General features: G+C 65.9%; 31 protein-coding genes and 2 pseudogenes. 23 read left to right on the top strand and 10 right to left on the bottom strand.

Features of this window, described 5'->3' with window-relative positions:
* The 5 genes and pseudogenes from WKW77_RS34140 to WKW77_RS34120 form a co-directional block, all read left to right on the top strand.
* On the top strand, positions 1-200 hold a 200-nt coding region (locus WKW77_RS34140; protein WP_340361327.1), incomplete at its 5' end, for a hypothetical protein.
* A 195-nt stretch (positions 201-395) separates the two neighbouring features.
* A pseudogene (locus WKW77_RS34135) lies at positions 396-751 on the top strand (DUF2958 domain-containing protein).
* 13 nt (positions 752-764) lie between these two features.
* Positions 765-1,016, top strand: a complete 252-nt coding sequence (locus WKW77_RS34130) for a hypothetical protein (RefSeq protein WP_340361326.1) — start codon at positions 765-767, stop codon at positions 1,014-1,016.
* 394 nt (positions 1,017-1,410) lie between these two features.
* Positions 1,411-1,899, top strand: a complete 489-nt coding sequence (locus tag WKW77_RS34125) for a CHC2 zinc finger domain-containing protein (protein ID WP_340361325.1) — start codon at positions 1,411-1,413, stop codon at positions 1,897-1,899.
* Positions 1,900-2,180: 281 nt separating this feature from the next.
* Positions 2,181-3,029 carry a DUF932 domain-containing protein gene (locus tag WKW77_RS34120; RefSeq protein ID WP_340361324.1) on the top strand — a complete coding sequence of 283 codons (849 nt, stop codon included), beginning with the start codon at positions 2,181-2,183 and terminating at the stop codon, positions 3,027-3,029.
* 232 nt (positions 3,030-3,261) lie between these two features.
* Here WKW77_RS34120 and WKW77_RS34115 read toward each other — a convergent pair whose 3' ends face one another.
* Positions 3,262-3,561, bottom strand: a complete 300-nt coding sequence (locus WKW77_RS34115; RefSeq protein ID WP_340361323.1) for a hypothetical protein — start codon at positions 3,559-3,561, stop codon at positions 3,262-3,264.
* A gap of 72 nt (positions 3,562-3,633) precedes the next feature.
* Positions 3,634-3,927 (bottom strand): hypothetical protein, encoded by a 294-nt coding sequence (locus WKW77_RS34110; protein ID WP_340361322.1) that lies wholly within the window; start codon positions 3,925-3,927, stop codon positions 3,634-3,636.
* 625 nt (positions 3,928-4,552) lie between these two features.
* Here WKW77_RS34110 and WKW77_RS34105 point away from each other — a divergent pair.
* The 15 genes from WKW77_RS34105 (at position 4,553) to WKW77_RS34035 (ending at position 18,083) form a co-directional block, all read left to right on the top strand.
* The gene (locus WKW77_RS34105) at positions 4,553-6,817 is read left to right on the top strand and encodes a ParB/RepB/Spo0J family partition protein (RefSeq protein WP_340361321.1); all 2,265 of its coding nucleotides are present in this window, start codon (positions 4,553-4,555) and stop codon (positions 6,815-6,817) included.
* 112 nt (positions 6,818-6,929) lie between these two features.
* Positions 6,930-7,970: an IS481 family transposase gene (locus WKW77_RS34100; RefSeq protein WP_340361320.1), complete on the top strand. Its 1,041-nt coding sequence runs from the start codon at positions 6,930-6,932 to the stop codon at positions 7,968-7,970.
* A gap of 145 nt (positions 7,971-8,115) precedes the next feature.
* On the top strand, positions 8,116-8,286 hold the full coding sequence (locus tag WKW77_RS34095; RefSeq protein ID WP_340361319.1) for a hypothetical protein: 171 nt from the start codon (positions 8,116-8,118) through the stop codon (positions 8,284-8,286).
* Between the two features lie 39 nt (positions 8,287-8,325).
* Complete coding sequence (locus WKW77_RS34090) at positions 8,326-9,210, top strand: hypothetical protein (protein ID WP_340361318.1); 885 nt, start codon at positions 8,326-8,328, stop codon at positions 9,208-9,210.
* 878 nt (positions 9,211-10,088) lie between these two features.
* Positions 10,089-10,427: a hypothetical protein gene (locus WKW77_RS34085; protein ID WP_340361317.1), complete on the top strand. Its 339-nt coding sequence runs from the start codon at positions 10,089-10,091 to the stop codon at positions 10,425-10,427.
* 183 nt (positions 10,428-10,610) lie between these two features.
* Positions 10,611-10,799 (top strand): hypothetical protein, encoded by a 189-nt coding sequence (locus WKW77_RS34080; protein WP_340361316.1) that lies wholly within the window; start codon positions 10,611-10,613, stop codon positions 10,797-10,799.
* A complete protein-coding gene (locus tag WKW77_RS34075) occupies positions 10,796-11,452 on the top strand; it encodes a hypothetical protein (RefSeq protein ID WP_340361315.1) in 657 nt (218 codons plus the stop codon). The genes WKW77_RS34080 and WKW77_RS34075 overlap by 4 nt, the downstream gene beginning before the upstream one ends.
* Positions 11,453-11,697: 245 nt before the next feature.
* On the top strand, positions 11,698-11,871 hold the full coding sequence (locus WKW77_RS34070; protein WP_340361314.1) for a hypothetical protein: 174 nt from the start codon (positions 11,698-11,700) through the stop codon (positions 11,869-11,871).
* Positions 11,872-12,172: 301 nt separating this feature from the next.
* Positions 12,173-12,571, top strand: a complete 399-nt coding sequence (locus tag WKW77_RS34065) for a DUF2958 domain-containing protein (RefSeq protein WP_340361313.1) — start codon at positions 12,173-12,175, stop codon at positions 12,569-12,571.
* Between the two features lie 562 nt (positions 12,572-13,133).
* Entirely contained in the window at positions 13,134-13,550 is a 417-nt protein-coding gene (locus WKW77_RS34060) for a DUF2958 domain-containing protein (RefSeq protein ID WP_340361312.1), read from the top strand.
* A 663-nt stretch (positions 13,551-14,213) separates the two neighbouring features.
* Positions 14,214-15,500 (top strand): hypothetical protein, encoded by a 1,287-nt coding sequence (locus WKW77_RS34055; RefSeq protein ID WP_340361311.1) that lies wholly within the window; start codon positions 14,214-14,216, stop codon positions 15,498-15,500.
* An 18-nt stretch (positions 15,501-15,518) separates the two neighbouring features.
* Positions 15,519-15,791, top strand: coding sequence for a hypothetical protein (locus WKW77_RS34050; protein ID WP_340361310.1), 273 nt, complete (start codon positions 15,519-15,521; stop codon positions 15,789-15,791).
* A 322-nt stretch (positions 15,792-16,113) separates the two neighbouring features.
* The gene (locus WKW77_RS34045; RefSeq protein ID WP_340361309.1) at positions 16,114-16,758 is read left to right on the top strand and encodes a hypothetical protein; all 645 of its coding nucleotides are present in this window, start codon (positions 16,114-16,116) and stop codon (positions 16,756-16,758) included.
* Positions 16,751-17,845: a relaxase/mobilization nuclease domain-containing protein gene (locus tag WKW77_RS34040; RefSeq protein WP_340361308.1), complete on the top strand. Its 1,095-nt coding sequence runs from the start codon at positions 16,751-16,753 to the stop codon at positions 17,843-17,845. Before WKW77_RS34045 ends, WKW77_RS34040 begins: the two co-directional genes overlap by 8 nt.
* A gap of 79 nt (positions 17,846-17,924) precedes the next feature.
* Positions 17,925-18,083: a hypothetical protein gene (locus tag WKW77_RS34035; RefSeq protein ID WP_340361307.1), complete on the top strand. Its 159-nt coding sequence runs from the start codon at positions 17,925-17,927 to the stop codon at positions 18,081-18,083.
* A 468-nt stretch (positions 18,084-18,551) separates the two neighbouring features.
* Here WKW77_RS34035 and WKW77_RS34030 read toward each other — a convergent pair whose 3' ends face one another.
* The 3 genes from WKW77_RS34030 to WKW77_RS34020 form a co-directional block, all read right to left on the bottom strand.
* On the bottom strand, positions 18,552-18,722 hold the full coding sequence (locus WKW77_RS34030; protein ID WP_340361306.1) for a hypothetical protein: 171 nt from the start codon (positions 18,720-18,722) through the stop codon (positions 18,552-18,554).
* A gap of 129 nt (positions 18,723-18,851) precedes the next feature.
* Positions 18,852-19,484 carry an FMN-dependent NADH-azoreductase gene (locus WKW77_RS34025; RefSeq protein WP_340361305.1) on the bottom strand — a complete coding sequence of 211 codons (633 nt, stop codon included), beginning with the start codon at positions 19,482-19,484 and terminating at the stop codon, positions 18,852-18,854.
* A 336-nt stretch (positions 19,485-19,820) separates the two neighbouring features.
* On the bottom strand, positions 19,821-20,270 hold the full coding sequence (locus tag WKW77_RS34020; RefSeq protein WP_340361304.1) for a hypothetical protein: 450 nt from the start codon (positions 20,268-20,270) through the stop codon (positions 19,821-19,823).
* On the opposite strand from WKW77_RS34020, the gene WKW77_RS35130 reads away from it, so the two are divergent.
* Positions 20,249-20,512, top strand: a complete 264-nt coding sequence (locus WKW77_RS35130) for a 3-hydroxyacyl-CoA dehydrogenase family protein (protein WP_422823321.1) — start codon at positions 20,249-20,251, stop codon at positions 20,510-20,512. The genes WKW77_RS34020 and WKW77_RS35130 overlap by 22 nt on opposite strands.
* A 480-nt stretch (positions 20,513-20,992) precedes the next feature.
* Here the strand turns inward: WKW77_RS35130 and WKW77_RS34015 are convergent, their stop codons facing one another.
* On the bottom strand, positions 20,993-22,117 hold the full coding sequence (locus tag WKW77_RS34015; protein WP_340361303.1) for a sensor histidine kinase: 1,125 nt from the start codon (positions 22,115-22,117) through the stop codon (positions 20,993-20,995).
* A gap of 135 nt (positions 22,118-22,252) precedes the next feature.
* Between WKW77_RS34015 and ltrA the strand changes: the two are divergent.
* Positions 22,253-23,242, top strand: a pseudogene (gene ltrA / locus WKW77_RS34010) (group II intron reverse transcriptase/maturase); the annotation flags it as partial.
* 356 nt (positions 23,243-23,598) lie between these two features.
* Here ltrA and WKW77_RS34005 read toward each other — a convergent pair.
* Entirely contained in the window at positions 23,599-23,826 is a 228-nt protein-coding gene (locus tag WKW77_RS34005) for a hypothetical protein (protein WP_340361302.1), read from the bottom strand.
* Between the two features lie 57 nt (positions 23,827-23,883).
* Between WKW77_RS34005 and WKW77_RS34000 the strand changes: the two genes are divergently transcribed.
* Positions 23,884-24,198 carry an AAA-type ATPase lid domain-containing protein gene (locus WKW77_RS34000; RefSeq protein ID WP_479694177.1) on the top strand — a complete coding sequence of 105 codons (315 nt, stop codon included), beginning with the start codon at positions 23,884-23,886 and terminating at the stop codon, positions 24,196-24,198.
* A 120-nt stretch (positions 24,199-24,318) separates the two neighbouring features.
* Here the strand turns inward: WKW77_RS34000 and WKW77_RS33995 are convergent, their stop codons facing one another.
* The 3 genes from WKW77_RS33995 to WKW77_RS33985 form a co-directional block, all read right to left on the bottom strand.
* The gene (locus tag WKW77_RS33995) at positions 24,319-24,780 is read right to left on the bottom strand and encodes a methyltransferase family protein (protein WP_340361300.1); all 462 of its coding nucleotides are present in this window, start codon (positions 24,778-24,780) and stop codon (positions 24,319-24,321) included.
* A 35-nt stretch (positions 24,781-24,815) separates the two neighbouring features.
* Entirely contained in the window at positions 24,816-25,379 is a 564-nt protein-coding gene (locus WKW77_RS33990; RefSeq protein ID WP_340361299.1) for an MFS transporter, read from the bottom strand.
* A 30-nt stretch (positions 25,380-25,409) separates the two neighbouring features.
* Positions 25,410-25,977: tetratricopeptide repeat protein (locus tag WKW77_RS33985; protein ID WP_422823320.1), on the bottom strand; the 568-nt coding region annotated here is incomplete at its 5' end.

The raw sequence follows: 25,977 nt of genomic DNA, 5'->3' as shown, positions 1-25,977 counted from the left end.
TGGGCTACCTCGACTCTCCTGACCTCAACTTCTCGAACCGCCCGGTGCGGACCCGCATGCCGGGTGGTGTGGCAGGGGAGCAGTCCTCTTGGACTGCCCCCTATGCCGATTTGCGGCGCCTCATCCGCTGCGTCCTCGCTTTCATGCTGGCTGCGCTTCGCGTCGGCAGTCGCCAGGGAGCAGTTCCTGCTGTCGCTTGAGAGCAGGTCAGCCGGGGAGGGGGCCGGCTTGCTGTTCCCTGCACGCTGCCGCGCCGTTCTCGCCGTCAAGGTCTGAGCACGCCGTCATGCCGGCGTGCTTGCGGCCTGCGGCCGTCTTCGAACCCTGACGGCTGCGCTGCAGCGCGGCGCCGGCGGTCACGGGCAATCCCGCCCGCCACCGTTCAAGGAGTGCGCATGGCTTCCAGATATTCCTTCCTCACCGACGAACAGTTCGAGATCCTGCTGGCGAATGGCATGGGAGCGCTCGAGCAGCCGGACTTCGATCCTTTGCCCGTGGTCAAGTTGTTCACGCCCGATGCAGGCGGCACCTGGCTGCTGGCCTGGATCGATCCAGAGGACACACGATCGCGCAAGGCTTGTGCGATCCGGGCCTGGGCTGTCCCGAAGTCGGACCCGTCAGCCTCGAAGAACTCGCCGCGGTGCGCGGCGTGATGAGACTGCCGATCGAGCGGGACTTGCACTTCCGCGCGGACAAGCGCCTGGGCGGCTACGCTCGGATTGCTACGCGCTCGGGGCGTATCGACGCATGAAACGCCGGCGACCATGCCGCTTGCGAAGGCTGCATGGTTTCGAGGACCGGCCCAATGCATCCCGTACGGAACCCTGTCCGGCCATCTGATCGGCATCGGGTCGACCGGGATCGCGGAGCGCGGCGACAACAGTGCCTTCGGCAAGGGCTTTGTCGTCCTCGGCCGATCGGCCGTGCGTCGACCTCGGCATGTCGAGCTGGACGGGTCCGGCGCCGGCTGGCGCTTTGCGTCCGTCTCCGGCCGCGGCCCCGGCCCCGGCCCATGATCGCGCGCCTTGAAGCGCGGCGCACAGCGCAATCGTGCGTGCGGCGGGCCCTTCCGGTGCGGCCGGTTGTTCGGGCCTGCCCGCGCCGCCTCTTTCTCGACGCCTGGCTCGCGCGCTTCGCCGTCCAGGGCACGGGCTTCGCCACCGCGAGCGGTCCCTGGACCGCGATCCCTTGCGCTCGCCGCCACGGCGCTGAGGCGGCTCCGAAAGCAGATCCCATTCACCCGTCGCGGCATCCGCCGCAGAAAGGCCACGCCATGCACGCACGCTTCTCGACTTCATCGCGCCGCGCGTTCGGCGTCAACGCTCCGGCGGGCGTTCCCCCCGCACCCCCCGAGGACTCACCCCAAGCAGATCGATCGAAGCCAGAGCTTCATCCTTGCAGGAGAACGACATGCCACTGATGCGAGAGCGCCTGCCCGAGCCGCAGGCGTACTACGAGAGCCAGGATCTGGTGTTGCTCGGAAAGGGCGCCTGGCGCACGACACGCTGTGCCTTCCACGGCGGCAGCGACAGCATGCGGGTGAACGTGCGAAGCGGGGCCTTCGTCTGCATGGCCGGCTGTGGTGCCCGGGGCGGGGATGTGCTCGCATACCACATGGCCGCGCAGGGGCTGGGCTTCGTGGAGGCGGCCAAGGGCCTAGGGGCGTGGGAAGACGATGCGCAGCACGACGCCGCGCGCCGGCCGCCGTGCCGGCCCCTGGGCCTGCCGGCGCGCGATGCGCTCGCGCTGCTGCGCGAGGATGCGATGGTGGTGGCCGTCGCCGCGGGAAACCTGGCCCGTGGTAGCGCACTTGGTGAGGTCGACCTTCATCGCCTGCGCGAAGCCGCGGTGCGCATCCAGCGCATTGCTGAAGAAGTGGGCGTCGAGGCCCACTGGTGACGATGGGTGAGGGCGGGTGAGGTCGCTGAGGGCTGGAGGTGAGCGAGGGCGGAAGAAGGAACAGGGAAGGGAGGAACAGGGAAGGGGAGGGAGAGAGAGGGGATGGGGTGGGCTTGCCTGGTTCGCCGGACCGTACCACGCGGTTCTCGCCGTCAAGGCCCGCGCGCCAAGGGTGCTTGGCGCTTGCGGCCTGCGGCCGTCTTCGAGCCTTGACTGCTGCGCTGCCGCGTGAGCACGGGGCGACGCAGGCAATCCCGCCTGTGTCACCCATGGAGCTCACCATGAACCTCGCATCCTCTTCTGCGCTGTCTCCCTCGATGTCTACTTCGCTGTCCTCGATTTCCCATGTGGCTCGATCGTCCCTCACGCTGGAACAGGTGCAGCACCGCGCGCCGGCGGTCTTCGCCGAGGAGGCCGCCGGCACCACCGGCGCAAGGTACGTCTTCATCAGCACCCGGGACATCGTCACGGCGCTGATGGACGCGGGCTTCGAGCCGACCGACGCTACGCAAACGCGCTCGCGACTGGGCAACGAAGCGCATGCGCGGCATATGCTGCGCTTCCAGCCGGTGGTCAAGACACTCACCTGGGACGACGTGCTCGGCGAGATCGTGCTTATCAACTCCCACGACGGCCGTTCCGCGTACACGCTGCGCGCCGGGTTGTACCGGCCCGTGTGCATGAACGGCATGCTCACGACGCTGGGCGACTTCGGCCTGGTCCATGTGAGCCATCGCGGCAACGTGGTGGCCAACGTGGTGGAGGCGGCGCAGCGCATCACCCGGGACTTCGGGCGCGTGGGCGACGTGGTCGAACAGATGCGCGGCACGATGCTCACGGAAACCCAGCAACTGGACTTCGCACGCGATGCGCTCAAGCTGCGCTTCCCGGAGCAGGCACAGCCGCCCGTCGAGCCGGCGCAGCTGCTGCAGGAGCGCCGGATGGCCGACGTCGGTGACGACGTGTGGCGGGTCTTCCAGCGCACCCAGGAGGCGGTCATCCGCGGAGGTCTCCCGGGTCGCACCGTCAAAGGCCGTCCGGTGCATACCCGCGGCATTCTCGCGATCCGCGAGAACGTGCGCCTGAACTCCGGCCTGTGGGACCTGGCGCTTCGACGCATCGGCCGGTAGGGCCCCGTGATCAGGGCTGGCGATGCCGGCCCTTTTTCCACGTGCCCATGCCATGGGAACTCACAGGCGGTGGCTGTGCCTTGGTACCCGCTTGTCAATCCCCGGACGCACCATCACCCGGCGCCACTCTGGGCGATGCCGCCCGGTCGCACCACCTGAGACAACACCTCGCGCCCCTTCGCAGTTGAGAGCCAGTCGAGAGGCGCTATGCCCCGTGCGTGTCATGTGAGCCTCAGCAGGTGAGCGCAGGATTGAGCAGATCGATGCTGGCTCCCTTGCATTTGATCCATGGCCTCGCCGGGGTGGTCCCGCCCGTCCCAGCGAGCGAGCGCGGCCTCGGCTTCTCGGCGTGCTCATAGCAGTAGCGGCGCGAGTAGCCCACCGGATCCAAGGCTACGACTGTTGCCGTGGTGTAGTTGAAGCGCTGGATCGCGCACCAGGTGCCATCGCGCACGCCGATGTGCCGGTAGCGCAGCTTCGTGAGGGGTTCGAACCACGGATGATCGTGCGGCATGTCGCGGGGGTCGGACATGAAGATATCTTCGTCGATGCTCCCCAGCTCGGCGCTTCCGGAGTTCCAGGTGTCGGTGGCGCCGCACCAAGGTTATGCGTCGCGCGCGCGACGGGTGCTCGCAAGCTGCCGCGCTTCCTCGGCCTCGCGCAGGCTTCTGGCAGCGCGCTCTGCCGCGTACCGCGAATACAGGATGTCGATCTGGCGGCACCACACGGCATGAGGCTCGCCGCCCTTGTCCGCCTCCGCCGCCTGATGCTGACGGTGTTCAGCGGTGGTGCTCTGCGGCGAGTTGAGCGAGCCACCGAACTGGGGCGGAGCAGGGCAGGGCGGAACCTTGTAGCCGGCTCTGGCCAGGATCTGGGCCTTGTGTCGTGCACTGAGCATGTTCATGTCCCCCGCGGTATTCGCCGTTGTCCGATGTCTGCTTCGCAAGCTTCGTTCCACCTAGACGTGCAGACGTCCACCTTTATGGGGAGAGAACCGATGCCCCCGGTCAGTGCCGGGCGCTGCATGGTGGTTTGTTCCGCAGGAAGCAGGCCCGCCCGACGGGCCCACATCGAGCCCGCGACGCGCGCGGACCCTGCCGTTCCGCGCGCGTCTGAAGACAGCCCCGCGCCGGCCTGCGGGCCTGGCGCGTTGATCGGCAGGCCTTCGGCCTGAAAGGCGCTCGGCGCGCGCCGGGTTCGATCGGGAAGCAGCAGTCGCCTGCTTGTTTTCCCCGCCCGTTCGCTCGTTCATCGCCATGCCGGGCGACGTTGCTTCGGCCCAGTCCGTCCCGCAAGGGTCAAGGCGCTGCCCACGGCGCCTCGCCCGGTCCTCACTTCGTTCGGCTGCGGCCTCCGCGCGTGCCCTTGCGCGCCGCCCCGTGCCTGCGCCTCTCGTTCGCCGGGCGACGAACTCAGGGACGTACGGCGGCAGGACAACCGGGACTGCCGCTTGCCCTCCGAACCCTTTCTCACGAAAGGCTCGGAATCTAGGAAACCCCGGTCAGCTTGAATGGAGAAATCACATGTCCGCTTTTGAAGCAGAAGAGCACGACGCGGTCGTGCGCGTCGGTGGCGAGGTCGTGCCGGTGGAACAGGGACGGCGGCAGGCCATCCCGTTGAACTGCTTGTTCCTTTCGCAGAAGAACGCGCGCAAGGTGCGCAACCCGGAATCGATCCCGGCGCTGGCCGCGATGATCGACTCGCAAGGGATCCTTTACCCCCTATGCGTGGTGGCCGAGCAGCAAGTGGCGTTGGCCAATGGAGAGGCCCGCAAGAAGATCAAAGGTCGCAAGGCCAAGAAGGGCGATGGAGCCGAGACCGCCGAAGCGGCCGATACCGCGCAGGCGCACGCAGCCGACACCTTCGGCGTGGTGGCCGGTGGCCGCCGCCTCGCCGCGCTCAAATGGCTCGTGGCCGAGGGCCGCATGGCAGCAGATTCGCCCATCGAATGCCTCGTCTTCGACGTGGGCCGGGCCACGGCGGTGAGTCTGGTCGAGAACGTGGCCCAGGAACCCATGAATCAGGCTGATGTACTCGTCGCCATGAAGGCACTGGTCGAAGAAGGCCAGAGCGCAGGCCAGATCGCCGCAGCCTTCGGCGTGTCGGTGCTCACGGTGGAGCGGCGCCTGAAGCTCGCGAGCCTCGCGCCCCAGTTCGTCGACCTGTACCGAGAAGGCAAGATCGCGATGGACGTATTGCAGGCGCTGGCCCTCTCGGACGACCCGGCGCAGCAGGTCAATGTGTGGGAGTCGCTGGAGACCTACAACCGCAGCGCGTACCAGATTCGCCAGTTGCTCACCCGCAACGAGATCTCCACCGAATCGCCGCTTGCGGTGTTCGTCGGGATCGAGGCGTACCGGCAGGCGGGCGGCAGCGTGCGCGAAGACCTCTTCTCGACGGAAGGCACGAGCCTCCTGCAGGACAGTGCGCTCCTGAATCGCCTTGCGCTCGACAAGCTCGAAGGCGAAGCAGAGAAGATGCGCGAGGCCGGCTGGAAGTGGGCCGAGGCACGCATCAGCTTCCCCTATGCCGAGCGCTCGCGCTTCGCGCAGTTGCGCTGCGAGAAAGTGAAGGCCACGAAGCAGGAGCGCGATGCGATGCAGGCGCTGGAGGCCGATCAAGGGCGCATCCGCACACGCATCGACGAACTTGAATCGCTCGTCTACGGCGATGACGCCGAGGAAGACCGCGAATGGACGTCCGAGGAACAGGCCGAACACGACAGCCTCGAAGACCAGTGGCAGGTGCTCGATGACCATCTCGACGCGATGGGCGAGGCACTGCGCGAGTGGACGCCGCAGCAAAAGGCCATCGCGGGCGTGATCCTCTCGATCGACAGTGACGGTCAGGTGCATGTCGCAGAAGGTCTGGTCACCGCCGACGACCGCAAGGCGCTTGTCCAGGCAGGCGAGCAAGGCCAAGCCAAGGATGGCTTTGATGACGATCCAGCGGGAAGAGACAGTGGAACCCGATCAGGTGCAACGTCCTTGGAAAGCGCGCCCAAGGAGCGCGCCGAGTTCAGCGCATCGCTGTGCCAGAACCTGACCGCCCATCGCACGGCCGCCGTGGCGGCAGCCTTCACGCAGAACCCGCAGGCCGCGCTCGCCGCACTGCTGCACACCTTGATCGTGCATGAACGCGAGCCGTGGCAGTCCTCGCCCCTGAACGTGAGGTTCGAGAGCAACGCGCACGGCATCGGCAGTGCCGCCGCGGAGTACGACGAGACACCCGCCGCGCAGTTGATCGCGCAGGCCGAGGTCATCTACGACAAGCTGCCGGGCGACTCCGCGCGCCTCTTCGATCACCTGCAGGCCATGGACCTGTCCGGGCTGCTGGACGTGCTGGCCCTCTTCGTGGGCCGCGCCTACAGCGTGCAATGCGGCGACCCGGTGCGCGAGATTCGCCGGGGGTTCGATCCGGCGCAGGGGATCGAACGCGTGCTCGGCGTGGACATGGCCGACTGGTGGAACCCGACACCCGAGCGCTACCTGCGCCATGTCCCCAAGGCCAAGATGATCGCGGCGGTGACCGAAGGCTGCGGCGCGCAGGCCGCACAGCCCTTGGAGAAGATGAAGAAGGACGAGGCTGTAAAGGCGGCGGCGCAGTTGGAGGGTAAGCGCTGGTTGCCTTCGACGCTGCGGCCGTACGCAACAGGCTCGGCGGGCGTGGACGAAGAGGGGGAGGACGATGAGAGCACGGGTGACATTGGGGCGGAAACCCCCGAAGACGCGCAGGAGCAGGGCGATCTCGGCGGTGAGGGCGATGACGGCAGCGATGACTTGAACTAGCCTGGACTTAATCTGACAGTGGTCTATCTTTGGTTCCATGGCCGCGAACCCGGCGCGAAGGGCGAAGCCCGCAGTCGCCGGAACCACGGCCTTCAGATCGAAGGAGTCCGCCATGACACAGGAACAGAAGGTCATTCGCGCCAAAGTCGGCATCCTGGAGCTGGCCAAGCAGCTGGGCAACGTCAGCCAGGCCTGCCGGGTGATGGGTTACTCGCGCGACAGCTTCTACCGCTTCAAGGAGCTGTACGACAAGGGCGGCGAAGCGGCATTGCAGGAGATCTCGCGCCGCCGGCCGCTGCTGAAGAACCGCGTCGACCCGCAGATCGAGGCAGCCGTCGTTGATCTGGCCCTGGAGTTGCCCGCCTACGGCCAGGTGCGGATCGCCAACGAGGTCCGCAAGCGCCATGCCCTGGTGGTATCGCCCCAAGGCGTGCGCAGCATCTGGCTGCGCCACGACCTGGAAACCATGACCAAGCGGCTGAAGGCGCTGGAGGCCAAGTCCGCCCAGGAAGGCCTAGTCCTGACCGAATCGCAGCTCGCGGCGCTTGAGCGCGCCAAGCTCGACAAGGAGTCGCACGGCGAGTTCGAGTCCGAGTGCCCCGGCTACTGCGGTGCCCAGGACACCTTCTACGTGGGAACCCTCAAGGGCGTGGGGCGCGTGTACCAGCAGACCTTCGTCGATACCTACAGCAAGGTCGCCTTCGCCAAGCTGTATGACCGCAAGACACCGCTGCCTGCGGCAGACCTTCTCAACGATCGGGTCGTGCCGTTCTTCGACCAGCACGGCATCCGGCTGCTGCGCGTGCTCACCGACCGCGGCACCGAGTACTGCGGCAACCCGCAGCATCACGAGTACGAGCTGTACCTGGCGCTCGAGGACATCGACCACACCCGCACGCGGGCGAAGTCGCCCCAGACCAACGGTATCGTCGAGCGCCTGCACAAGACCATGCTCAACGAGTTCTATCGCATCGTGTTCCGCAAGAAGATCTACGACACCATCGATGCCCTGCAGACCGACCTCGACGCCTGGCTTGACCAGTACAACAACCAGCGCGAGCATCAAGGTCGATGGTGTTATGGCAAGACACCCATGCGCACCTTCCTCGACTCCCTCAACCTGGCCAAGGAGAAACTCATCGCCTACCACTGATCACACATCGTCAAATCCGACCATGTGTCCGATCATGTCCCGGCCAATACAGGATGACTGATCTCTGATCGCTGAACGCCGGAGGGGGAGGGCATCGGCCCATCCCTTCCTTCGCTTTTCCGCCGCAACCTCCCAGGAGCCCGTCATGTCCTTCTCGCTGACCTCTGCTCAGCGTGCGGCGCTGCGCGCCGCGCTGATGAATCGCCTCATCGTCATGTGCTTCGGCGCTGGCGTCGACTCCACCGCCATGCTCGTCGCCCTGCGCCTCGCAGGCCTCAAGCCCGACGCCATCACCTTCGCGGATACTGGCGGCTAGAAGCCGCCGACCCTGGCGCACATCACGCGCATCGAGCACGTGCTGCGCGCGTGGGGGTGGCCACCGATCGAGACCTGCCGCAAGTTCACCCAACCTGGCACACCCTACGACGACCTGCAAGGCAACTGCCTGGCCAACGAGACCCTGCCGTCGCTGGCCTTCGGCCTGAAGTCCTGCTCGATCAAGTGGAAGCAGCAACCGCAGGACAAGCACCTGATGGGGGTCGTGCGCGGTCCCAACGCGAAGTCCGCGCACCCGCTCTGGCGACATGCGGTGTCGAGAGGAGAGCGCATCGTCAAGCTGATCGGCTATGACTGCGGCCGCGCGGACCTGCGCCGGTCCCGCGCTGCTGCAGGTGTTGGTGCCAGTGCGTGCGGTCCATTCGACTATGCGTATCCGCTCCAGGTCATCGGGTGGCACCGTGCAGACTGCATGCGGGCCATCGAGGAAGTCCTCGGGCCCGACCTCGTGCCCGTGAAGTCGGCATGCTTCTTCTGCCCGGCGTCCAAGGAGTGGGAGCTGTATTGGCTCGCGGGCCACCACCCTCATCTCTTCGAGGACACGCTGCACCTGGAGCGCCGCGCGCTCACCGGGCGGCACAGCCGCTTCGACGCGGTGGACTTCGGTGCCACGTGGGAGGACATGGTGCGCGATGCGCCGAGTTTCCCGAGCACGAAGACGACTGTGGGCCTCGGGCGCAACTTCGCGTGGAATCACTGGGCACGACTCAAGGGTGTGGTGAACGAGGACTTCAAGGTTCGACCTGACCAGCGGCAGCGTTTCATCTGGCTGGCCGAAGTGGAGCAGGCCAGGCATGGTGCGGACAACGCGCTGGACCGGCGCGCGCTCGCCGGCTTGCGCTGTACGCGCGCAGTGGTCGCCGGGCGTGCCGAGGCACCTGCTCCTCTGGAGGGCGCATCGTGAGCGCGCGCAGCATCCCGAATGCGCGCGTGCGCTGGCCTGCAGCCGTGCGCGTTGAGCAACCTGGCGCCCGCGCGTTCTGTGGCTCGCGCCTGATGAGACGACGCGCGCGAATTGCACCTTGTCGACAGGTGTGGAGAAGGGAGGCCGGTGAGCGCAATGCACGCGAGCGTCTCTCGCAGCGAGGTGCTCTAGGCCGCAGGCCCGGCGAGTCCGGTGCTGCGTACATCCGGCGCTTGCAGGACGAAGGGTGGCTTCGGCCTCTACGCCATCCCGGCAATCACGTGTTCACCGGGTCCGATGGGGCAGGGTGGAAGAGAGGACCTGAGTAGACGTTGGGAGGTCGACGTGGCTCGACCGTCCCGTCCCGCTGATACGCAGGCCGGTGGCCATGAGCCCGGCTCCCGGCATGGCCTCCTCCTCAAGTCTCATTGAGCTCTCATCCCTGACGCACGCTGCGCAGCGAACTTCCCCTGATCAGCAGGCCTGCGGCCTGAGGGGCGCTCGGCGCGCGCCGGGTTCGGCAGGCAGCAGCAGGGCCCTGCGCGTGTTGCCGTTCGTCCCCGCGTTCATCGCCATCTGCGGCGACTCTGCTGCGGGCCCGGCCGTCCCGCAAGGGTGAAGGCGATGCCCACGCTCCTCGCCCGTTCGGTGCTCGCCCTTCCTTCCGCTTCACTCCGTTTCGCTTCCCTCAGGTCTGCGCTCCGCGTGCGGCCTGCGGGCGTGCCCTTGCATGCCGTCCCGTCCCTTCGCTGCCCGTCGCCGGGCGACGAACTCAGGGACGTACGGCGGCAGCAACACCGGGGCTGCCGCTTGCCCGCCGAACCCCTTCTCTCGAAGGGCTCGGAATCTAGGAACCCCGGTCAGCAAGGAGAGATGCGATGACCCACGAAGCGATGACGAACGAGGCGAAGACACGGGAAGTGACGATCCATTCAACGCCCGCGCAAGGTGGTGGCGAGCCGATGTTTCGCAGCGCCCCGGAGCCGTTCCAGTGTCTGCCCCTTTTCGCGAAGGTGGCGATCGAGCGACTGGACGCGGACCATGCCCTGCGCACCGGTGTGCAACTGGATGCATTGCTGGACGCCTACGCGAAAACCTATGGCCTCGCGTGCGACGAGCACACCCGTTTCAGCGCGCAATACATCTGCGAGCGCCGTTACGGCGCGACTTTCCTGCCACTCGCGATCGCGGCTCATGCCAACGAGGTGCGGGCATGACGGCCCGTAGGGTGACGGCGGCGGGTCCGCGCGGCTTCTCGCAGGGCCTGCGTGCCGGCCCGCGCTGGCGGGTGCAGCGGCACGCGACGCCCTTCGGCATCGCGGTGAGCGTGTTGAACGTGCGCATGAGCTTTCCCGCCGAGCTTCCGACGAACGACCGAGAGCACCTGATCCACGCGGCCCGTGCTTCGCACGCCCGCGTTGCTGGCCCCGGTGCACAGCTTCGACGCATGGGCGGCGGCGATTGCCCGCCAGTACGACACGCAGCACCCCCAAGTGTATTCGGCCCTGCAGATGCTGCGCCGCGTGCATCAGGCCTGCCATGAACTTTCTTCATCCTCCATCGACAATCCCCGAAAGGCCCAGCCATGAACACCGCACGCACCGCCGCCGAGAAGAAGTTCCTCGCGGGTCTTGTGGAATCCGTCGCGCCGGGATGGCGCATCCGCATCACGGACGATGGCCAACTCGCGGGCCGCGACTCGGGCATCTACCTGCTGGACACCCGCACGCTCTGGTGCGGCATGAGCTTCATGGGCTCGGCCGAACTGGAATCGGTACGCATGGATGGCAAGGCCAGTGGGCTGGAGGCGGCGGTCTTCAGTTCGACTGCGTCGCGGCTCATGCTGGAAGCGCAGCAGGCATTGGCCGCCGGCCGCACGCCGGACGGCGACACCGAGCGCGACATGTACTTCTCGGCCGCTGCGGGCCTCGTGTGCTCACTCACGGGCGATCTGGTGCACGACAAGCTGGGCGGTTTGCACGGCCACTGGATCATGCTGCGCTACGAGATCCCCGGGGACCACGGGCCGACGCGGCCGCTGTTCGCGCGTTCGCAGGGACCGCTGCGCTTGCTCAGCCCCGAGGAGGTGCGCCGCTTCGCTGCGACTTCGATGCTGACGGACCTGAGCAATCCGGATTCGGCGGTGCGCAAGATCATCGGCCACCGTCGACCGGCCCTGAATCCCTTCTTCGCGCACGTGGCGCCAGTCGAGTGGATCGACCGGACGACACCCAAGGACTGATCGCGACGCCCGCCGGATTTCTGCTCGGCGGACTGCGCTCCGGCCATCGTCGGCGACGAAGCATGAGGCCGCCGATGCGGCCTTGCACGTTTCGTCTTCGCGAAACCGTTGCCTTCGGCGGCGATGGAAGGCGCGCGTATCGCCAACGATTCGCCGCCTCGCTTCGCATCGTGATGGCTGGAGTCTGGGCCTCTGCGCCGTGGCAGTGCGCATTGAGAGGGCGCGCATCGGGGCGAAACCCCTCCTTGCTTCGCATCGTCGCCGGTGCCGCGCTCGCGCTCTGTCGCCGCCCGCGCGGCTGTGTCGCGTCGGGCCTTCGCTTCGATGCGCGCGGCCGGCCCCTGGATGTGAACCTCGACGACACCTATGACAAGGTGCGTGCGGCATTCGGCGTGCAGCCGACGCAGGGGTCCTACTGACCCCCGTTGACGTTGACGTTGACGGCGACGCGGCGGCTCGTTCCCACGCGCCGCCACGCTGGGGTCCTCCGTCGACATTCATCGACCGCCCGCCTCGCTTCGCATCGTGCTGGCTTGGGTCACGTCGGGGGAGGGCTGGCTTGCTGTGACCTTCATCGTGCCACGCGGTTCTCGCCGTCAAGGCCTGCGCACGCGAAGCGTGCTTGCGGCCTGCGGCCGTCTTCGAGCCTTGACCGCTGCGCTGCCGCGTGACCCGACACGGTCCCGGGCAATCCCGCCCGCAACCGTCCAGGAGCATCTCATGGCTACTCCCTACTCGCATTCCATCGCCTTCCTGGGCTCGTCGGCGTTCTCCTTCCTGACCGACGAGCAGTTCGATCTGCTGCGCGCCAACGGCCTGCTGGCCCGCCTGCACGAGGAGCGTGGCGAGCTCTTCGATCCGCATCCGGTCGTGAAGCTCTACGTGCCTGGCTCGCGCGCCGCATGGCTGCTCTCGTCCGTCGATCCCCGCACACCGGCCATCGCCTTCGGGCTCGCGGACCTGGGCTTTCCCGAAATGGGCTACATCAGCCTCGACGAGTTGGAAGCGCTTCGCGTGGGCGGTGAACCGTCGGTGCGACAGGATCGCGGCTTCCATCCCGCGAAGCCCCTGAGCGAGTACGCGCGCGATGCCCGGCGCATGGGGCACATCGTCACCTGAGCCCACTCCAGGCTCCCGGCTCCAGGAGGTCGCTGCCGGGCGGCGGCCTCCCTTTCTTCGCTTCGGCTTGTCTCGCCGTGGTGGCCGGGATGACGGTGATGAAGGCCGGGTCGCTTCGGCGCCGATGAATCCTTCGACACCTGCGCCCTCGGACCTCGCTGATCAGCGCCGCCGGCAACGCGGCCATCAACGCCGTCATCAGCGCCGTCATCAGCGCCGAAGCTGGCGGCGCGCACGCGAGACCGTCGCGCAAGAGATGCTCGGCGCACTACGGGATGCACCCGCCACGGGACTGGCGTTCTCCTTTCTGGCCCTTCTCGCGTCCTGACGGCCGCCTCGTGCGGGCATCCTCCAGCTCGCTTCGCTTCGTGCCGGCCTGTGGCGTGGAGGGTGGGCTGGCTTGCTGTGACCTTCATCGTGTCACACGGTTCTCGCTGTCAAGGCCTGCGCACGCCAAGGCGTGCTGGCGGCCTGCGGCCGTCTTCGAGCCTTGACTGCTGCGCTGCCGCGTGACCCGACACGGTCCCGGGCAATCCCGCCCGCAACCGTCCAGGAGCATCTCATGGCTACGACTACGACTTGCATCGTTCCCGCGCGTTCGACTTCCCTGCGCCTGTCCCCGTTTCCGTTCATCACAGACGAGCAGTTCGACCTGCTGCTGGCCAACGGCCTGATCTCTCGCGAACACCAGCAGCGCGATGCCCACTTCGATCCTGCGCCGGTCGTCAAGCTCTATCTGCCAGGCTCCGACTTCGCATGGCTGATCGCGGAATTGGATCCTGAGGCGCCGACGCTCGGTTGGGGCCTCATCGATCTCGGGGTCGGGTTTCCCGAGTTGGGCTTCGTCGATCTGCAGGAGATCCACGAAGTCTGCGCCAAGAGGCGGGTGTTCATCGCGCAGGACTGGCACTTCCGGCCGGCGAAGAGCGTCGGCCAGTATGCCCGCGATGCCCGGCGTGCGGGACGCATCGTGACCTGAGCCGGCTCCAAGCTCCCGGCTCCGGGAGGTCGCTGCCGGGCGGCGGCCTCCTTCTTCCGCGTCATCGAGTTGCAGCAGGTCGTGCCGCCGAAGGACAGGCAGCCACGATGATGACGGCGCCGGGCGGGTGCAGCGACACCAGCTCGATGTTTGCGGTCGCCACTGCGTTGGCATCGGCGTCAGCGTTGTCTGGGCGTCTCCCCGGCTTTGCCGGGGCCGGGCTCCTGCAGGTTCGCGCATGCGCGCTCATCCCCTGCGGGGACGGCCTTCGGCCGCCTTCCGGACCCCTGACGCAGAGGCCTTCGGCCCACAGGACTTCGTCCTGGATAGCCATCGATCAGACCCGCAAGGCGACCAGTCGCCTGGCGGGTGAGGGCGCTCGCCGCGCGGCGGTTCGCGGATCGCCTCGGCGCGTGCTGGTTCGGGGATGCCGTTTTTCCTGAGTCCTTCACCTTCTCGGTGACTGTGCGCCCGCGGCGCCAGGAGACCGGCTGCGCCTGCAAGAGGGTGTTCATAAAGCTTCGCTTTACAAATCTTCCCCCTTGCTCCCCTGTCCCCGCGGTCGCGGTGCGTCACCGGGCGAAGAACTCAGGAAAGACGGCGGCCAGCACCCGAAAAGCCGACCGGTGCGATGTCGAACCCTCATTCCGAGGGCTCTGAATCTTGGAATCCGGCTTTCGTTTCCTGGATTCGTTCGTCCGATGTTCAACCCGCAAGGAGATGGAGATGAATATGAATGTGTCCGCTGTTCTGATCGATGCCAATACCGAGCCGATGACTGACTCGCAGATCCCGCCATGGGAGAGTCTGGACCGTGACCTCGATGTCGCGCTTGAGACACTGGCCGAAGCCGTCCGCGCGGAGAACTGGAATTGGGTCGTGTGCGAGCGCGGCCCTCTTGCGCTGGACCTTCAGCGCTATGGCGCAGAAGCCATGGCCCAGCGCGAGCCCACGCCGGATGAAGTCGAACTCCTTGCGCGACTGGGGGCCGAGCGCAAGCGATTCATCTCGGCTCATGACGCCAACGAAGCCGAGCGTGATCTGCAATGCGAGGTGTACTGCTCACAGGAGCAATTCCTGGCCAGTGCCATCGATGAAGTGCAGGACCGCATCGAGGCGGCCGAGGACGCCCTGCGGGAATGGAGGCCCGAACAGGTGGCGCGTCTGGGGGCCGTCGTCTGCATCGACGCGACCGGTGCAGTGATTGTGCATCGTGGTGTGTTCCGGCGAGGTCAGCGGCCGACCGGTGGCGGGGCAAGTCGGCGGCAAGCGATCAGCCCCCAACTCATGCGGGACCTGACCGCCCATCGCACCGCAGCGCTTCAGGCGAAGGTGATGATGAGCACGGAAGCCGCGCTGGCGATCCTCGCCCGTCGGATGGTCGAAACCCTGTTCGATCGCCACGGCGGCCCGGGCAATGACGTGGTGAAGGTGCATCTCCAGCCGACGACCGATGAGACTCTCTCGTCCGATGCCACGGGCTACGAGCACTCGCCGGCGGGATGGCTGCTCACGAACGCCCATACCGAATGGGCAGAGTGCCTGCCCGCCAGGTCGGACGCACTCCTGCGCTGGCTGCTCGACCAGGACCAGGAGACGGTCCTGTCACTGCTGGCGTACTGCACGGCGCGCAGCATCAATGCAACGTCGAGCGTCGAGCGTACCGGCGACGACAGCGAGGCCTTCGCGCAGGCGCTGCATCTGGACATGGCGGACTGGTGGGTGCCCACCGTCGACAACTATCTGCGGCACGTCAGCCGGCGCGAGGCGGTCGCGGCGGTGCGTGAGGCCACCGGCCAGGACTGTACGTCTGTGGTGTCCGGGATGAGCCGGAGCGAAGCCACTCGCCATTGCGCCGCCAGGTTGGAGGGCACGCGCTGGCTGCCCGAGGCGCTGCGCCCCCGGGGGATTCCCACAGACACGCCGGCGAACGAAGGGCGCGAAGTCTGATTCGACCGCTATCAACGCATGAACACCAAGGAGGTTCCCATGGCCAGTCGTCATCAGATCATCGTCAGCGGATGCGCCGGAGCGCTGGCGCTGGCACTCGCATCATTCATCTGGAGCGCTTGGCATCCGTCGTCGCAGCCGCTGGCGGCGCCGGTGCACGGCGGCTTCACTGATCGTTTCCAACCGAAGCTGGACGGAATCGGCAGCACCCGCGATCTGCCGCCCGTTCGACTGGACGGTGCGGAGCCGTCCCAGGAGAGCCGCGTTCCACGGGCCAGCCGTAAGCACTGACCGGTCCGCCTTTGAACCCGTTTCAGGGTTCGAAGGGCCGTACCTCTGCTGGCGAGCCTGCGAGTGAGAGGGAGTTGCTGCAACTGGCGGTGATCGGCGTCGAGTCGGCCCCGACCGAGGCGCAAGGCGAGCGAGGCACTCGCGGATCCGATAGCGAAGTGTTCGGCATGTCGAACATCTGCGCGGAGGGTGCAGGTGTCGGCATGCCGAACACTTCGCGTGTGTGCCGGCGCGGGAGGGGACTGTTCGGCAGTGTGACCTGGGAGGTGTGCGAAGGGCTGCGATGCGAGCGCCTACGCGGGAGGTCGAAGGAAGTGTCGGCATGCCGAACGCGAAGTCCTTGTGCGCTCTTGATGGCAGGATAGACTGCCGTCAGACATTGTTTACACCCTTGGTGTCTGTAGTGGCCAACGCTCGATCTGCCGTTGTCTCGACGCGATTGCCTCCCGATGCGAAGGCGAGATTCGCTGCGCTGGCCGAGCGTCATCAACTCACCGAATCGGGCTTGCTCTCCACACTCGTCGACGAAGTGCTGCGCTCGAATGCGCCGGGCGCAGTTGCTTCAGAGCCGGACGCTGGTGTGAAAGACACAGAGGCCGACGCCGCGTCCGAAGATAGGGTCACGCTGCGCCTTCGTTATGGCGATCGCACCCGCGCAGCAGAGCGTGCCGGCGCTCGGGGTATGAAGACCGGCACGTACCTCGCGCTTCTCATTCACAACCACGTGCGGGCCTCGGACGTGCTGCCACCCCAGGAACTGGATTTGCTCAAGGCGGTGGGTGCGCAGCTGGCGGCGCTGGGTCGGCAACTCCGAATGTTCGACATGCCGAAAACCATGACCGAACCAGCAGCATCGGAACTGCGTGATCTGCTCTCGCGCGTGCTCCACGAAGTTGAATCGGCGCGCGAAACGTCGGCGGCAGTGGTGCGTCGCAACCTTATGAGTTGGGAGGCAGGGCATGCCTAAGCGGATGGTCAAGTCACGTCCAGCAGGTGGCGGCGATCGGGACCTGACACTGGACATCGTCAGCCACGGACGCCGTGGTCCAGGCGGCGTGTTGCGCTTTGGCCAGGAGCAGATCCAGCAGATCAAGCGCACGGTCAGTCGCACGCCCGAGGTGATGGTGAAGGTCTCGGGCGGCGGACGCGATTCCGGCGGCGTGGGCGCGCACCTCAAGTACATCGGCCGGCACGGGAAGCTGGAACTCGAGACCGATGAGGGCCTCACTGTCCAGGGCAAGGATGCAGCGCTGGAGATCGCGGAGGACTGGAATCTCGATCAGTGCCGTAGCCAGTACCGCCCGAAGCCGGCGGAGGGCGAGAAGGACACGCGTCCCAAGATGGTCCACAACATCGTGCTGTCGATGCCCGCAGGCACGCGGCCCGAGAAGGTACTGGCGGCAGCACGAGTGTTCGCGCGCGAGAACTTCGCGCTGCAACATCGCTATGCCATGGTGCTGCACACGGATCAGGCTCATCCGCATGTGCATCTGGTCGTCAAGTGCGAGCACGAGTACGAACCGGGCAAGCGGCTCTACATCCGCAAGGACACGCTGCGTCGCTGGCGCGAGCAGTTTGCGGACCTCATGCGCGAGCAGGGCGTGGCTGCCAACGCCACGCCGCGGCAGGTGCGTGGCCAGTTGCGTCGGCCGCAACGCGACGCGATCCACCATCGGTTGCGAGCGATGCGGGCGTTTGGGCAACTGGACGCGGCGACACGTAGCCAACGGGCCGCGCCCAAGCCTTCAACCTTCATGCGTCAGAAGGTGATGGCGGTGGTGAACGCGCTCAAGGGCAAGGTCGATGCACTCGAGGGCGGCCGCGAGACCTTGCAGGGGACGCGCAACGCAGTGTTGGCGGACTGGCAGCTAACGGCGGCGGCACTGCGACGACAGGGACGGGGAGAACTCGCGGCGCAGGTCGACCGGTTCGTCGCGCAGATGCCGCCGGTGCAGACAGATGCGCAGCGTCTCGCCGCCCAGTGGATGGCCTGGCAGCGCGAGTTCACTCCAGAACGATTGCGTTCCCGTCCGCCCGACGAGCGAACTCGTTAGGTGCCAGTGAGGAATTTTGGCCAATGTAGAGTCGCGCGGTTGAGTGCGTCGCGAGTTGCCGTGCAGGAAAGTGAACGTCGTGATCTCCGAATTCGGCGAGCACCTGCAAATCCTCACACGAACACTGAATGTCGCAGCAAGACTACTGCGGCTGACGTTCGCACTGCTCGGTCTGAACTTCTTCGGCATGACCTGGCCATCGCCCTTCTTTGAGGCCCCGCCACCCAAAGTCAGCTGATGGAGCCTAAGCGGCTATCGGCGCCGGTCCAGCGATCGGCGGGTACGTGCCCTTTGCGGACGTAGCTCCCATGCACGGAAGCAGTCTTTCACTAGGACCGACTGGGCGATCAGCGCAAGCGCGCTGAAAGTCCGACAGTTCGCCCTTCGCGGTTGCATCAGACAGCCTGGGCAGAGCACGTCGACATCCGCGCGGATGTCGAAGAAAACTTAACGCGCTGAGGTGGTGACGCGCACGGCTCATCAGCCCCCCAGATCGCGAGCAGGCTTCCAATTGTCCCAGGCGGTTGCCTCATCCGAAGTCCGATGCGATTCGGCCTCCTCGAGCGAAGCGTCCACTCCATCGGAGCATGAGGCAGAGGCAAGATCCAGGAGCACGCCATCAGGGTGCTGGTCGAACAGTTTCTTGAGGTTCATGTGGTGGGAGCATTGAGCGGTGAGGTTGCTCGTGAGTAACTGGGCCAAGACCTCACTGAAAGAAGTTGTGGAGGGCCGGCAGATTCCAGCCGATGAAGATGGCGATGCTCGTCACGAAGACGGTGGGCGCCAGGGCGACGGCAAAGCCGGCGATGGTCGGGGGCGCGTCGCTCACGCGCAGGGGCCGCGCCGACTCTTTGGCGTCCATGGGGTAGCGGATCATTCGAGGGCTCCTGAGGCTTCAGTTGTCGGACGCCCCTTGCGTTGCAGAGGGTCGTCCCGATTCAATCTTTGCGGGGCGCAAGAACGCGGCAGGTCTGCAACTACAGCGCTTGCCTGAAGTGGTTTGCCGTCACGCGACCCATTGGCCTTTTGCCTCGTTCGCCGCCGCGATGTCGGCACGGGCGGCGGAGAAGGCCGCTGCTTTGGCAGCCTCGCCCATCGCGACGCCTTCCGCGCGCACGAAGCGCACATCCGTGATGCCGACGAAGCGGAAAACCGCCTCGAGATAGCTCTCCTGGTGCTCCATCGCCCGATCCGCTTCGCTGGTGGAATACATGCCGCCGCGCGAGGAGGCAACGATCACGGTCTTGCCGAGAGCCAGCCCGACAGGGCCCTTCTCGGTGTACTTGAAGGTGCGGCCCGCTTGAGCGATGCGATCGATCCACGCCTTGAGCTGCGTCGGGATGGTGAAGTTGTAGAGCGGTGCGCCAATGACGAGCACGTCGGAGTCGAGGAACTGGCTCACCAGGCGCTCTGACACTTCCTGTTCCCGACGTTGGGCTTCTGTCGGCTCCGCCTGGACGACCCCCCTGATGCCGAGCGCGTCGGCGTTGAAGTGATTCGGAGTGTTCACTGCCAGGTCGAGGTACTCGACGGCGGTGTTGGGATGGGTCTTGCGCCATTCGGCCACGATCTCGGCCGTGAGTTGGCGCGAGACGGAGTTGGTGCCAAGGACGCTGGAATCGATATGCAGAAGTTTCATTGCCGTGCTCCGGGTGGTTGAGTCCCAGCGTAGGGCGCGGTGCGCTCGAAGTCGTCAGCGTTGCGTCAACGTTCGGTCACGATGCGGTCGGCACGGTGCCGGATGCGGCAGGTTTCGGACGGCCGTTCCATGCCGTGGTTCGGCGCCGGGAGGACGATGCATTCGCCGGGCGCGACTCGAACGAGAGGTCGTTGACTACCGTGGTCGCGCTGCATCCCTTGCGAACGAGGGACCTTGGAAGGGGGCTGCACGGCGCCATGGGGTAAGGGTGCGCTCGCGCTGTTGTGGGGCGGAATCGACGTAGTCTCTGCCAGTGCAAAGACGGTCCGGCTGTGGTCAACGGCCTGCACAGTCCAGTCCCAGGTCGGGGAGCTGAACCGCCGGCAGCTCGAGCTGGCTCATCGCTTTGGCCAGCGCCGGTGTCGCACCCACGCCGCGCAGGCCCAGCGCGAGGATCTGCCGCAGATGCTCGCGCGGTGCGTCGCCGGCGATCACGGTCAGCACCGCCTGATTCACGGACGCGAACATCAGGTCGCGGGCGGCGCGCCGCGAGCTGTAGTCGAGCTCGCCGGCCTTGCGTGCCGACTCGAGGTCACGCGGCATGTACACGTCCACCAGCTTCCCCACGGCCTGGCTGCGAAAGCCGGTGCGCATCACGAACGCGCCCCAGTTGGGCAGGTCCACACCGATGTGCATGTAGAGCAGGCACCCGGTGGACAGCCGCTGCAAGGGATCGTCGATCTTCAGCACCACCTCGTCGATGGCTGCGAGGATCGCGTCGCTCAACTCGGACGTCACCGCGTCGAGCAACCATCGGACCTTTTGGCATCATGGACCTAATCGGCATCGATACGTTGTGGCATGCGGCAACGTTTTGGGCGAAGCAATCGCCTTCCGACCCGCAACCGCAAAGGTATGGAAGCTTCTTGAAGGGATATATGGACAAGGGCTCCCTGGGAGTTAAGACAGGTCGAGGTTTCTATACGTATCCCAATCCCGCGTATCAGCGCGCCGGTTATCTCGCGTAAGACCGCTTCAGCGGAGAGCTTGCGGCGCAAGCATGACGCGATAGGACAAGTCGCGGAATTCTTAGAGAGACGGCCCGTAAGCAAACGGACCACTCGGGCGGCGGCTTTGTGGCATCGAGATCAGCACAGCGGATGTCGCCTGAGGGATCCGGAGTTTCCATCGAAAGGTCGAGCGGGGAAATTCCGTTGTGCAGCGTGAAGCGTCCTTTGGGAGGGCAGGGTGGCAGGGTGGATGGGCGGGTTCGTGCCCTCTGCGGACCTGCGAAAGCGAGAGTCCCGTGCGTGGCTGCCTACGAAGGCTCGGAACTCCTCACGTGCTCGGTAACATTGCGCCGTGAGGCAACATGCCCGGTCAGTTGGTCGTGTCGCCCGACATAGTGGGCCGCAAAACCACGCAGAATCCACTGGAGGGGATCCCCGTCTGGTCCGAACGTTGTCGGACGAGCGCGAGGCCACCTCAACTGACGAGTGTCTGCTGCCCTATGAAGAGGTATCGGGCGCAGATTTCGGAAGCGTCAAGGTGAACCAAACTCGCTGCCCAAGGGAATAGCCCTTGAGCTCTCCGCCATGCGCCTTTGCGATCTGTCTGGCGATGAACAGACCCAACCCGAGATGCGACCGGTCCGACCCTGGCCGCTGCACTGCTCCGCGACGCAAGGGTTCGAAAAGCTGCTCCAACTCACCAGCTGGAATTTCCTCGGCAGCCGCGTTCTCGACCGTCAGGTCCACCGCTTGACTTCGACCGACCGATCTGACGCTCACGGGCTCAGCAAGCCCGTGCTTCACCGCATTGGTGATCAGGTTGCCGAGCGCTTCCCGGATGCGCGAGTCATCAAAGTCACCTCGGGTGTCGCCCTGAACGACCAACTCGATCCTCGCCCCCGGATGCGCCGCGCGTTGCAGTTCGATCTCCTCTCGACAGGTGGTCGCGAGGTCGATCGGAAGCCTCTCGATCGTCATGCCGGCGCCCAAGCTGACGCGGCTGTACTCAAGGAGCGAGTCCAGCAGCGAGGTCATGCGGCTGGCACTTTTTTTCAAGATTGCTGCAGTCGATGAAAGATCGCGCTCCGCGCCCACATTGGCCACGAGTTCGGCCGTCAGCGCGATGGCATTCAGGGGAGCGCGCAGGTCGTGGCCAAGGACCGCGAGGAAAAGCTGCTGCCATCGCTCCACCTCCGCCGTGTAGACCCGCACGGACTGTGCAAGCGCCTGGTCGATCGCCTCATTGAAACGGCCGGCATCTTTCAGGGCATCTGCGTGCGCGGGAGCAGCGTCAGCCCACAGGCGCAAGACACAGGAACGCAGCGCTCGGTACTCGGCCACGACCTGCTCGATGTGCAACCCACTGCGCGCACGCATGAGGCCGTGGGTCTCGGCGGCGGTCTCATGGGCAACAGCCGGAGCGAGGCCGTGGGACTTGGCAATGGACTCCGTCCTACTCTGGGGCGTCCGCAGGTCGGCTGAAATCGCTTCGAGTACCTTGGGAAGATGGTCGCGAAGAACAGCTTCGTCCTCGTCGTGAAAGGAAAGGATGGTCCTTGCGTACGCGATCGATTCGGCAAGGATTTTCTCCTTGGCGAGTTCGATGAAATCGGCGAGCAGCATGGCGTCTCAAGTCCTCTGTGCAACGGGGTGTAGGCCCGGGTCATTGAAAGCAAGGAATGCCGCAACCCTTCGACATATTAGACCTTGATGATGAGCGCGCCGCAGCTGATCTGCTCTCGACCCTGCTCGAAATGCGTGGTGGACAGGCTGATCCAGCAGGCCTGTTGCAGGTGCTGCAACCGCTCATGGATCCGACCTTCAGCGCGCACAGCTACGGCTTCCGGCCGGGGCGCAGCGCGCATCAGGCGGTTCAAGCGGCCAGGCAGTACGTGGAGCAAGGCCGGCGTGTGGTGGTGGACGTGGACTTGGAGAAGTTCTTCGACCGCGTGAACCACGACATCCTGATGGACCGGCTGGCGAAGCGCATTGCCGACAAGGCGGTGCTGCGGCTGGTCCGCCACTACCTGAACGCCGGCATCATGGCGAACGGGGTCACGCAGATGCGCGCGGAGGGCACGCCGCAAGGCGGGCCGCTGTCGCCACTGCTGGCCAACGTGCTGCTCGACGAGGTGGATCGCGAACTCGAACGCAGGGGGCACAAGTTCGTGCGCTATGCGGACGACTGCAACGTCTAATCAGGAGCCAGCGTGCCGGACAACGGGTGCTGGACCGGCTGCGGGCTTGCTATGCCAAGCTGCGGCTGAAGGTCAATGAGACCAAAACAGCGGTGGCGACGGCATGGGGGCGCAAGTTCCTGGGCTACTGCCTGTGGCCGCGCCGCAAAAGCAGGTGAAGCTGGCCGTGGCCGGGGAGGCGGTGCGACGCTACAAGCAGCGCATCCGCGAGATGACCCGGCGCCAGACCGGGCGCAGCATGCGCCAGATCGTGCACGACCTGCAGGCGTTCCTGCCGGGGTGGAAGGCGTGCTTCCAACTCGCGCAGACCCCGAAGGTCTGGCGAGGTCTGGATGAATGGTTGCGACACCGCCTGCGCGCCATCCAGTTGAGGCTCTGGGGTCGGGGCCCGACCATGTACCGTGAACTGCGCGCCTTGGGCGCCAGCGGCGATGTGGCGGCTCAGATCGCCGGCAACTCTCGGCGCTGGTGGCACAACAGCGCACTCGGCCTGAACCGGGTGCTCACCATCGCACACTTCGACGGTCTCGGCGTTCCTCGACTATGCTGACCTCTACTTCTTGAACCGCCCGGTGCGGACCCGCATGCCGGGTGGTGTGGGAGGAGTCCGGTCTCCGTGATCGGCCCCTATCCCGATACCCGGCCATGATGATGCCTGCATAGGAGCGGCCATGACAATTGAAGAGCTTGAGCAAAGGCTGGCGAGACTTGAATGGCTCTACGAAGATGCATCGGCCCGTCTGATGGTGACCGAAGGCCTTCTGTCGTCGATCGTGCGACACCTTCCCGAAGCAGCGGCCATGGTGGAGGACTTCAAGCGCCACCAAGACTATCTTGAGGCCGCGAGCCTCCACTCATCCGGAACCACCGACAGTTGGAACGCCAAGCTACAGGACGCTCGCGAAGTCATGCTCTTCCGGCTGAGCATGAGTGCGGATCAGGCCCGAAGTGCGCCAGATTCCAAACCGTAGCGCCGATCTTGGCAAGGGTGTTCATTTCCTGCCAGTAGGTGGCGCTGGCCGGATCGAGGCGATCCATCATCGCCGCGATTTTCGATATGGCCTCATCCGGCGGAAAGCCGGAATCCATTCGCGCCATCTCTAGGATCGCCACCATCACCTTGGTCTGGTTCATAGGGGCCACTGTGCGCCCTGAGTCGCAGCGCGGCAAGGTCATCCCTCACCGCCAGGTTTGCCCATCCCCGCACCCCTGCTTCAGAAGTTCAACAAGGTGCACGGCAGCCAGTTCCACGCCATCTCGCCCGCAGTGGAAAACGTGTTCCGGAAATACACCTGGCCTGGCAATGTCCGCGAGTTGGGCAACCTGCTGGAGCGCATCTGCATCCTCGAGCCCGGCAGTACCGTGGAGTTGCAGCACCTGCCGAACCGCATCATTCGCGCCTGCCAAACCGGGGCCGCGCAAGTGCTCGCCCCGTCGGGGGGCTACGCGGCACGCACCCAGAATTGCATCGAAAGGCCGAGCGGGAAATTCCGTTGTGCAGCGTGAAGCGTCCTTCGGGAGGGCAGGGTGGATGGGCGGGTACCTGCCCAAACCGGGCGTCCCCCTGCTTCAAAGCAGTCACGCATCAAGCACGGACCGCGGGCACAAGGCGATGCCTCAGGCCCTTCAAAGCCACCGGCGAACCCGTGCCGTGTAGCTCTCATACACCTCGCCGAATGCGGAAAGGAGGGCTCTCTCCTCCGGCGCGATTTGGAAGCGATTCATGTAGGCTACGAACACTACGGGCCCGGCCAGCGCCCACGGCGCGCTGAGAAACGCCGCCCAGCCGACAAGCACGAAGAGCAATCCAACGTACATCGGATTGCGAGTGACTCGGTAGATACCGCTTGTGACCAACGATGAGGCTGTTTCGGGCTTCAACGGGTTCACTGTAGTTTTGGCCCGCCGAAAGGCCGTGATGCCTGCGGCGCTGAATGCACCGCCAACGAGCGCAATGGACACTGCCGCAGCAATACGCAGGGTGGCATCGACTTCGAAGGTGAGCGTGAGCCGAGAGACACTCCACATCGCCAATGCGAGAACCAACGCCACGACTGGGGGTGGCACCTTCAATTCGAGTGCGTACATGGGATGCTGGCTGCTTGAATGCCGCGCAGGCTACTTCAGTTTGCGGGGTTCAGTCGAGGATGCGTTTCCTCGCCGCAGAGGTAGAGCACCGCACCTGACACCGCCATCGCGATGGAAACGAACCAGAAGGCACTCTCGAGCCTGCCGCCCAGTTCGGCGGCCGCCCCCAGTCCGAGTGCACCGATGCCGTAGCCCAGGTCGCGCCAGAACCGATAGATGCCAATGGCCGAAGCGCGCCAGCTCGGATGGGAGATGTCCGCGACGGCGGCACTGAGGTTTGGATAGAGCATGGCCATCCCGAGACCGGAGACGGCCGCTGCGGCGCTCCACCACGCCGATCCCTCGCCCAGCGGCATCAGGGCGACGCCGGCGCCGCAAATCCACATGCCCCATGAATTGAGCAGGTGCCGGCCCAGTTGGTCTGACAGCTTGCCGGTGAAGAGCTGCGCTGCCCCCCAGGTGAAACCGTACACGCCCACAATCCAACCGATGCCCGGCAGGCTCACGCCGCGCTGATGCAGGTAGACGGGCCAGACGGCCCATACCAGCGCATCGACGAATTTCTCGACTAGTCGAAGTGGCCAATGGCTTACGTCCACGCCTAGCGGGAGGCCTTGCTTCGGCGGTGCCTAGTGCGCGCTGTCGATGACGATCACCACGTCGCGAGCACCTGGTCGGACGGGCCCCGAGCTGCCGATCAGATCGCCTTGCATGGGCTGCGCCCGGCCGCTTTGCGAGATGCGGGCCTCCACGATGACCTGGCCTGCGCCCGAGAGGCGATGGTCCGCACGCATCGCGAGAGCGTCGTCCAGCGTGAAGCCAAGCGGGAGGTCGCCGGCGCGACCCTTCATCACCGCGAGCGGGATGCGCGGGCCTTCGGCGGCGCGTGCATAGATGAAGACGGTCTCGTCCGCGGCGGGTGTTCTCGGGAGCTTGTCCCCGAGCGTCACCCGTCCGGTGATCGCCTCGGGCCCGCCGGATTGCACGGGCGCCTTGACGGGTGCGGCCGGGGCGCCTATCTGCGCGATGGTCGAGGCCACGCGCGCTGCCGTCTGCGAATCCGGCGGCAGCAGCCGGTGCAGGTGTTGCCATTGGCGCAGGGCTTCCTGTGTGTCGCCCCGCTCCATGGCTGCGCTGGCGGAGAGCGCGAGCGCCTTGGGGTGGTCGGGGTCCAGCGAGAGCGCGCGCTGGATCTGG

Origin of the sequence: Variovorax ureilyticus (assembly GCF_037889935.1) — a bacterium.
In the GTDB taxonomy this organism is placed as follows: domain Bacteria; phylum Pseudomonadota; class Gammaproteobacteria; order Burkholderiales; family Burkholderiaceae_C; genus Variovorax; species Variovorax ureilyticus.
The sequence above is the reverse complement of the archived record's forward strand: the minus strand, read 5'-3'. Positions and strand labels throughout refer to the sequence as shown.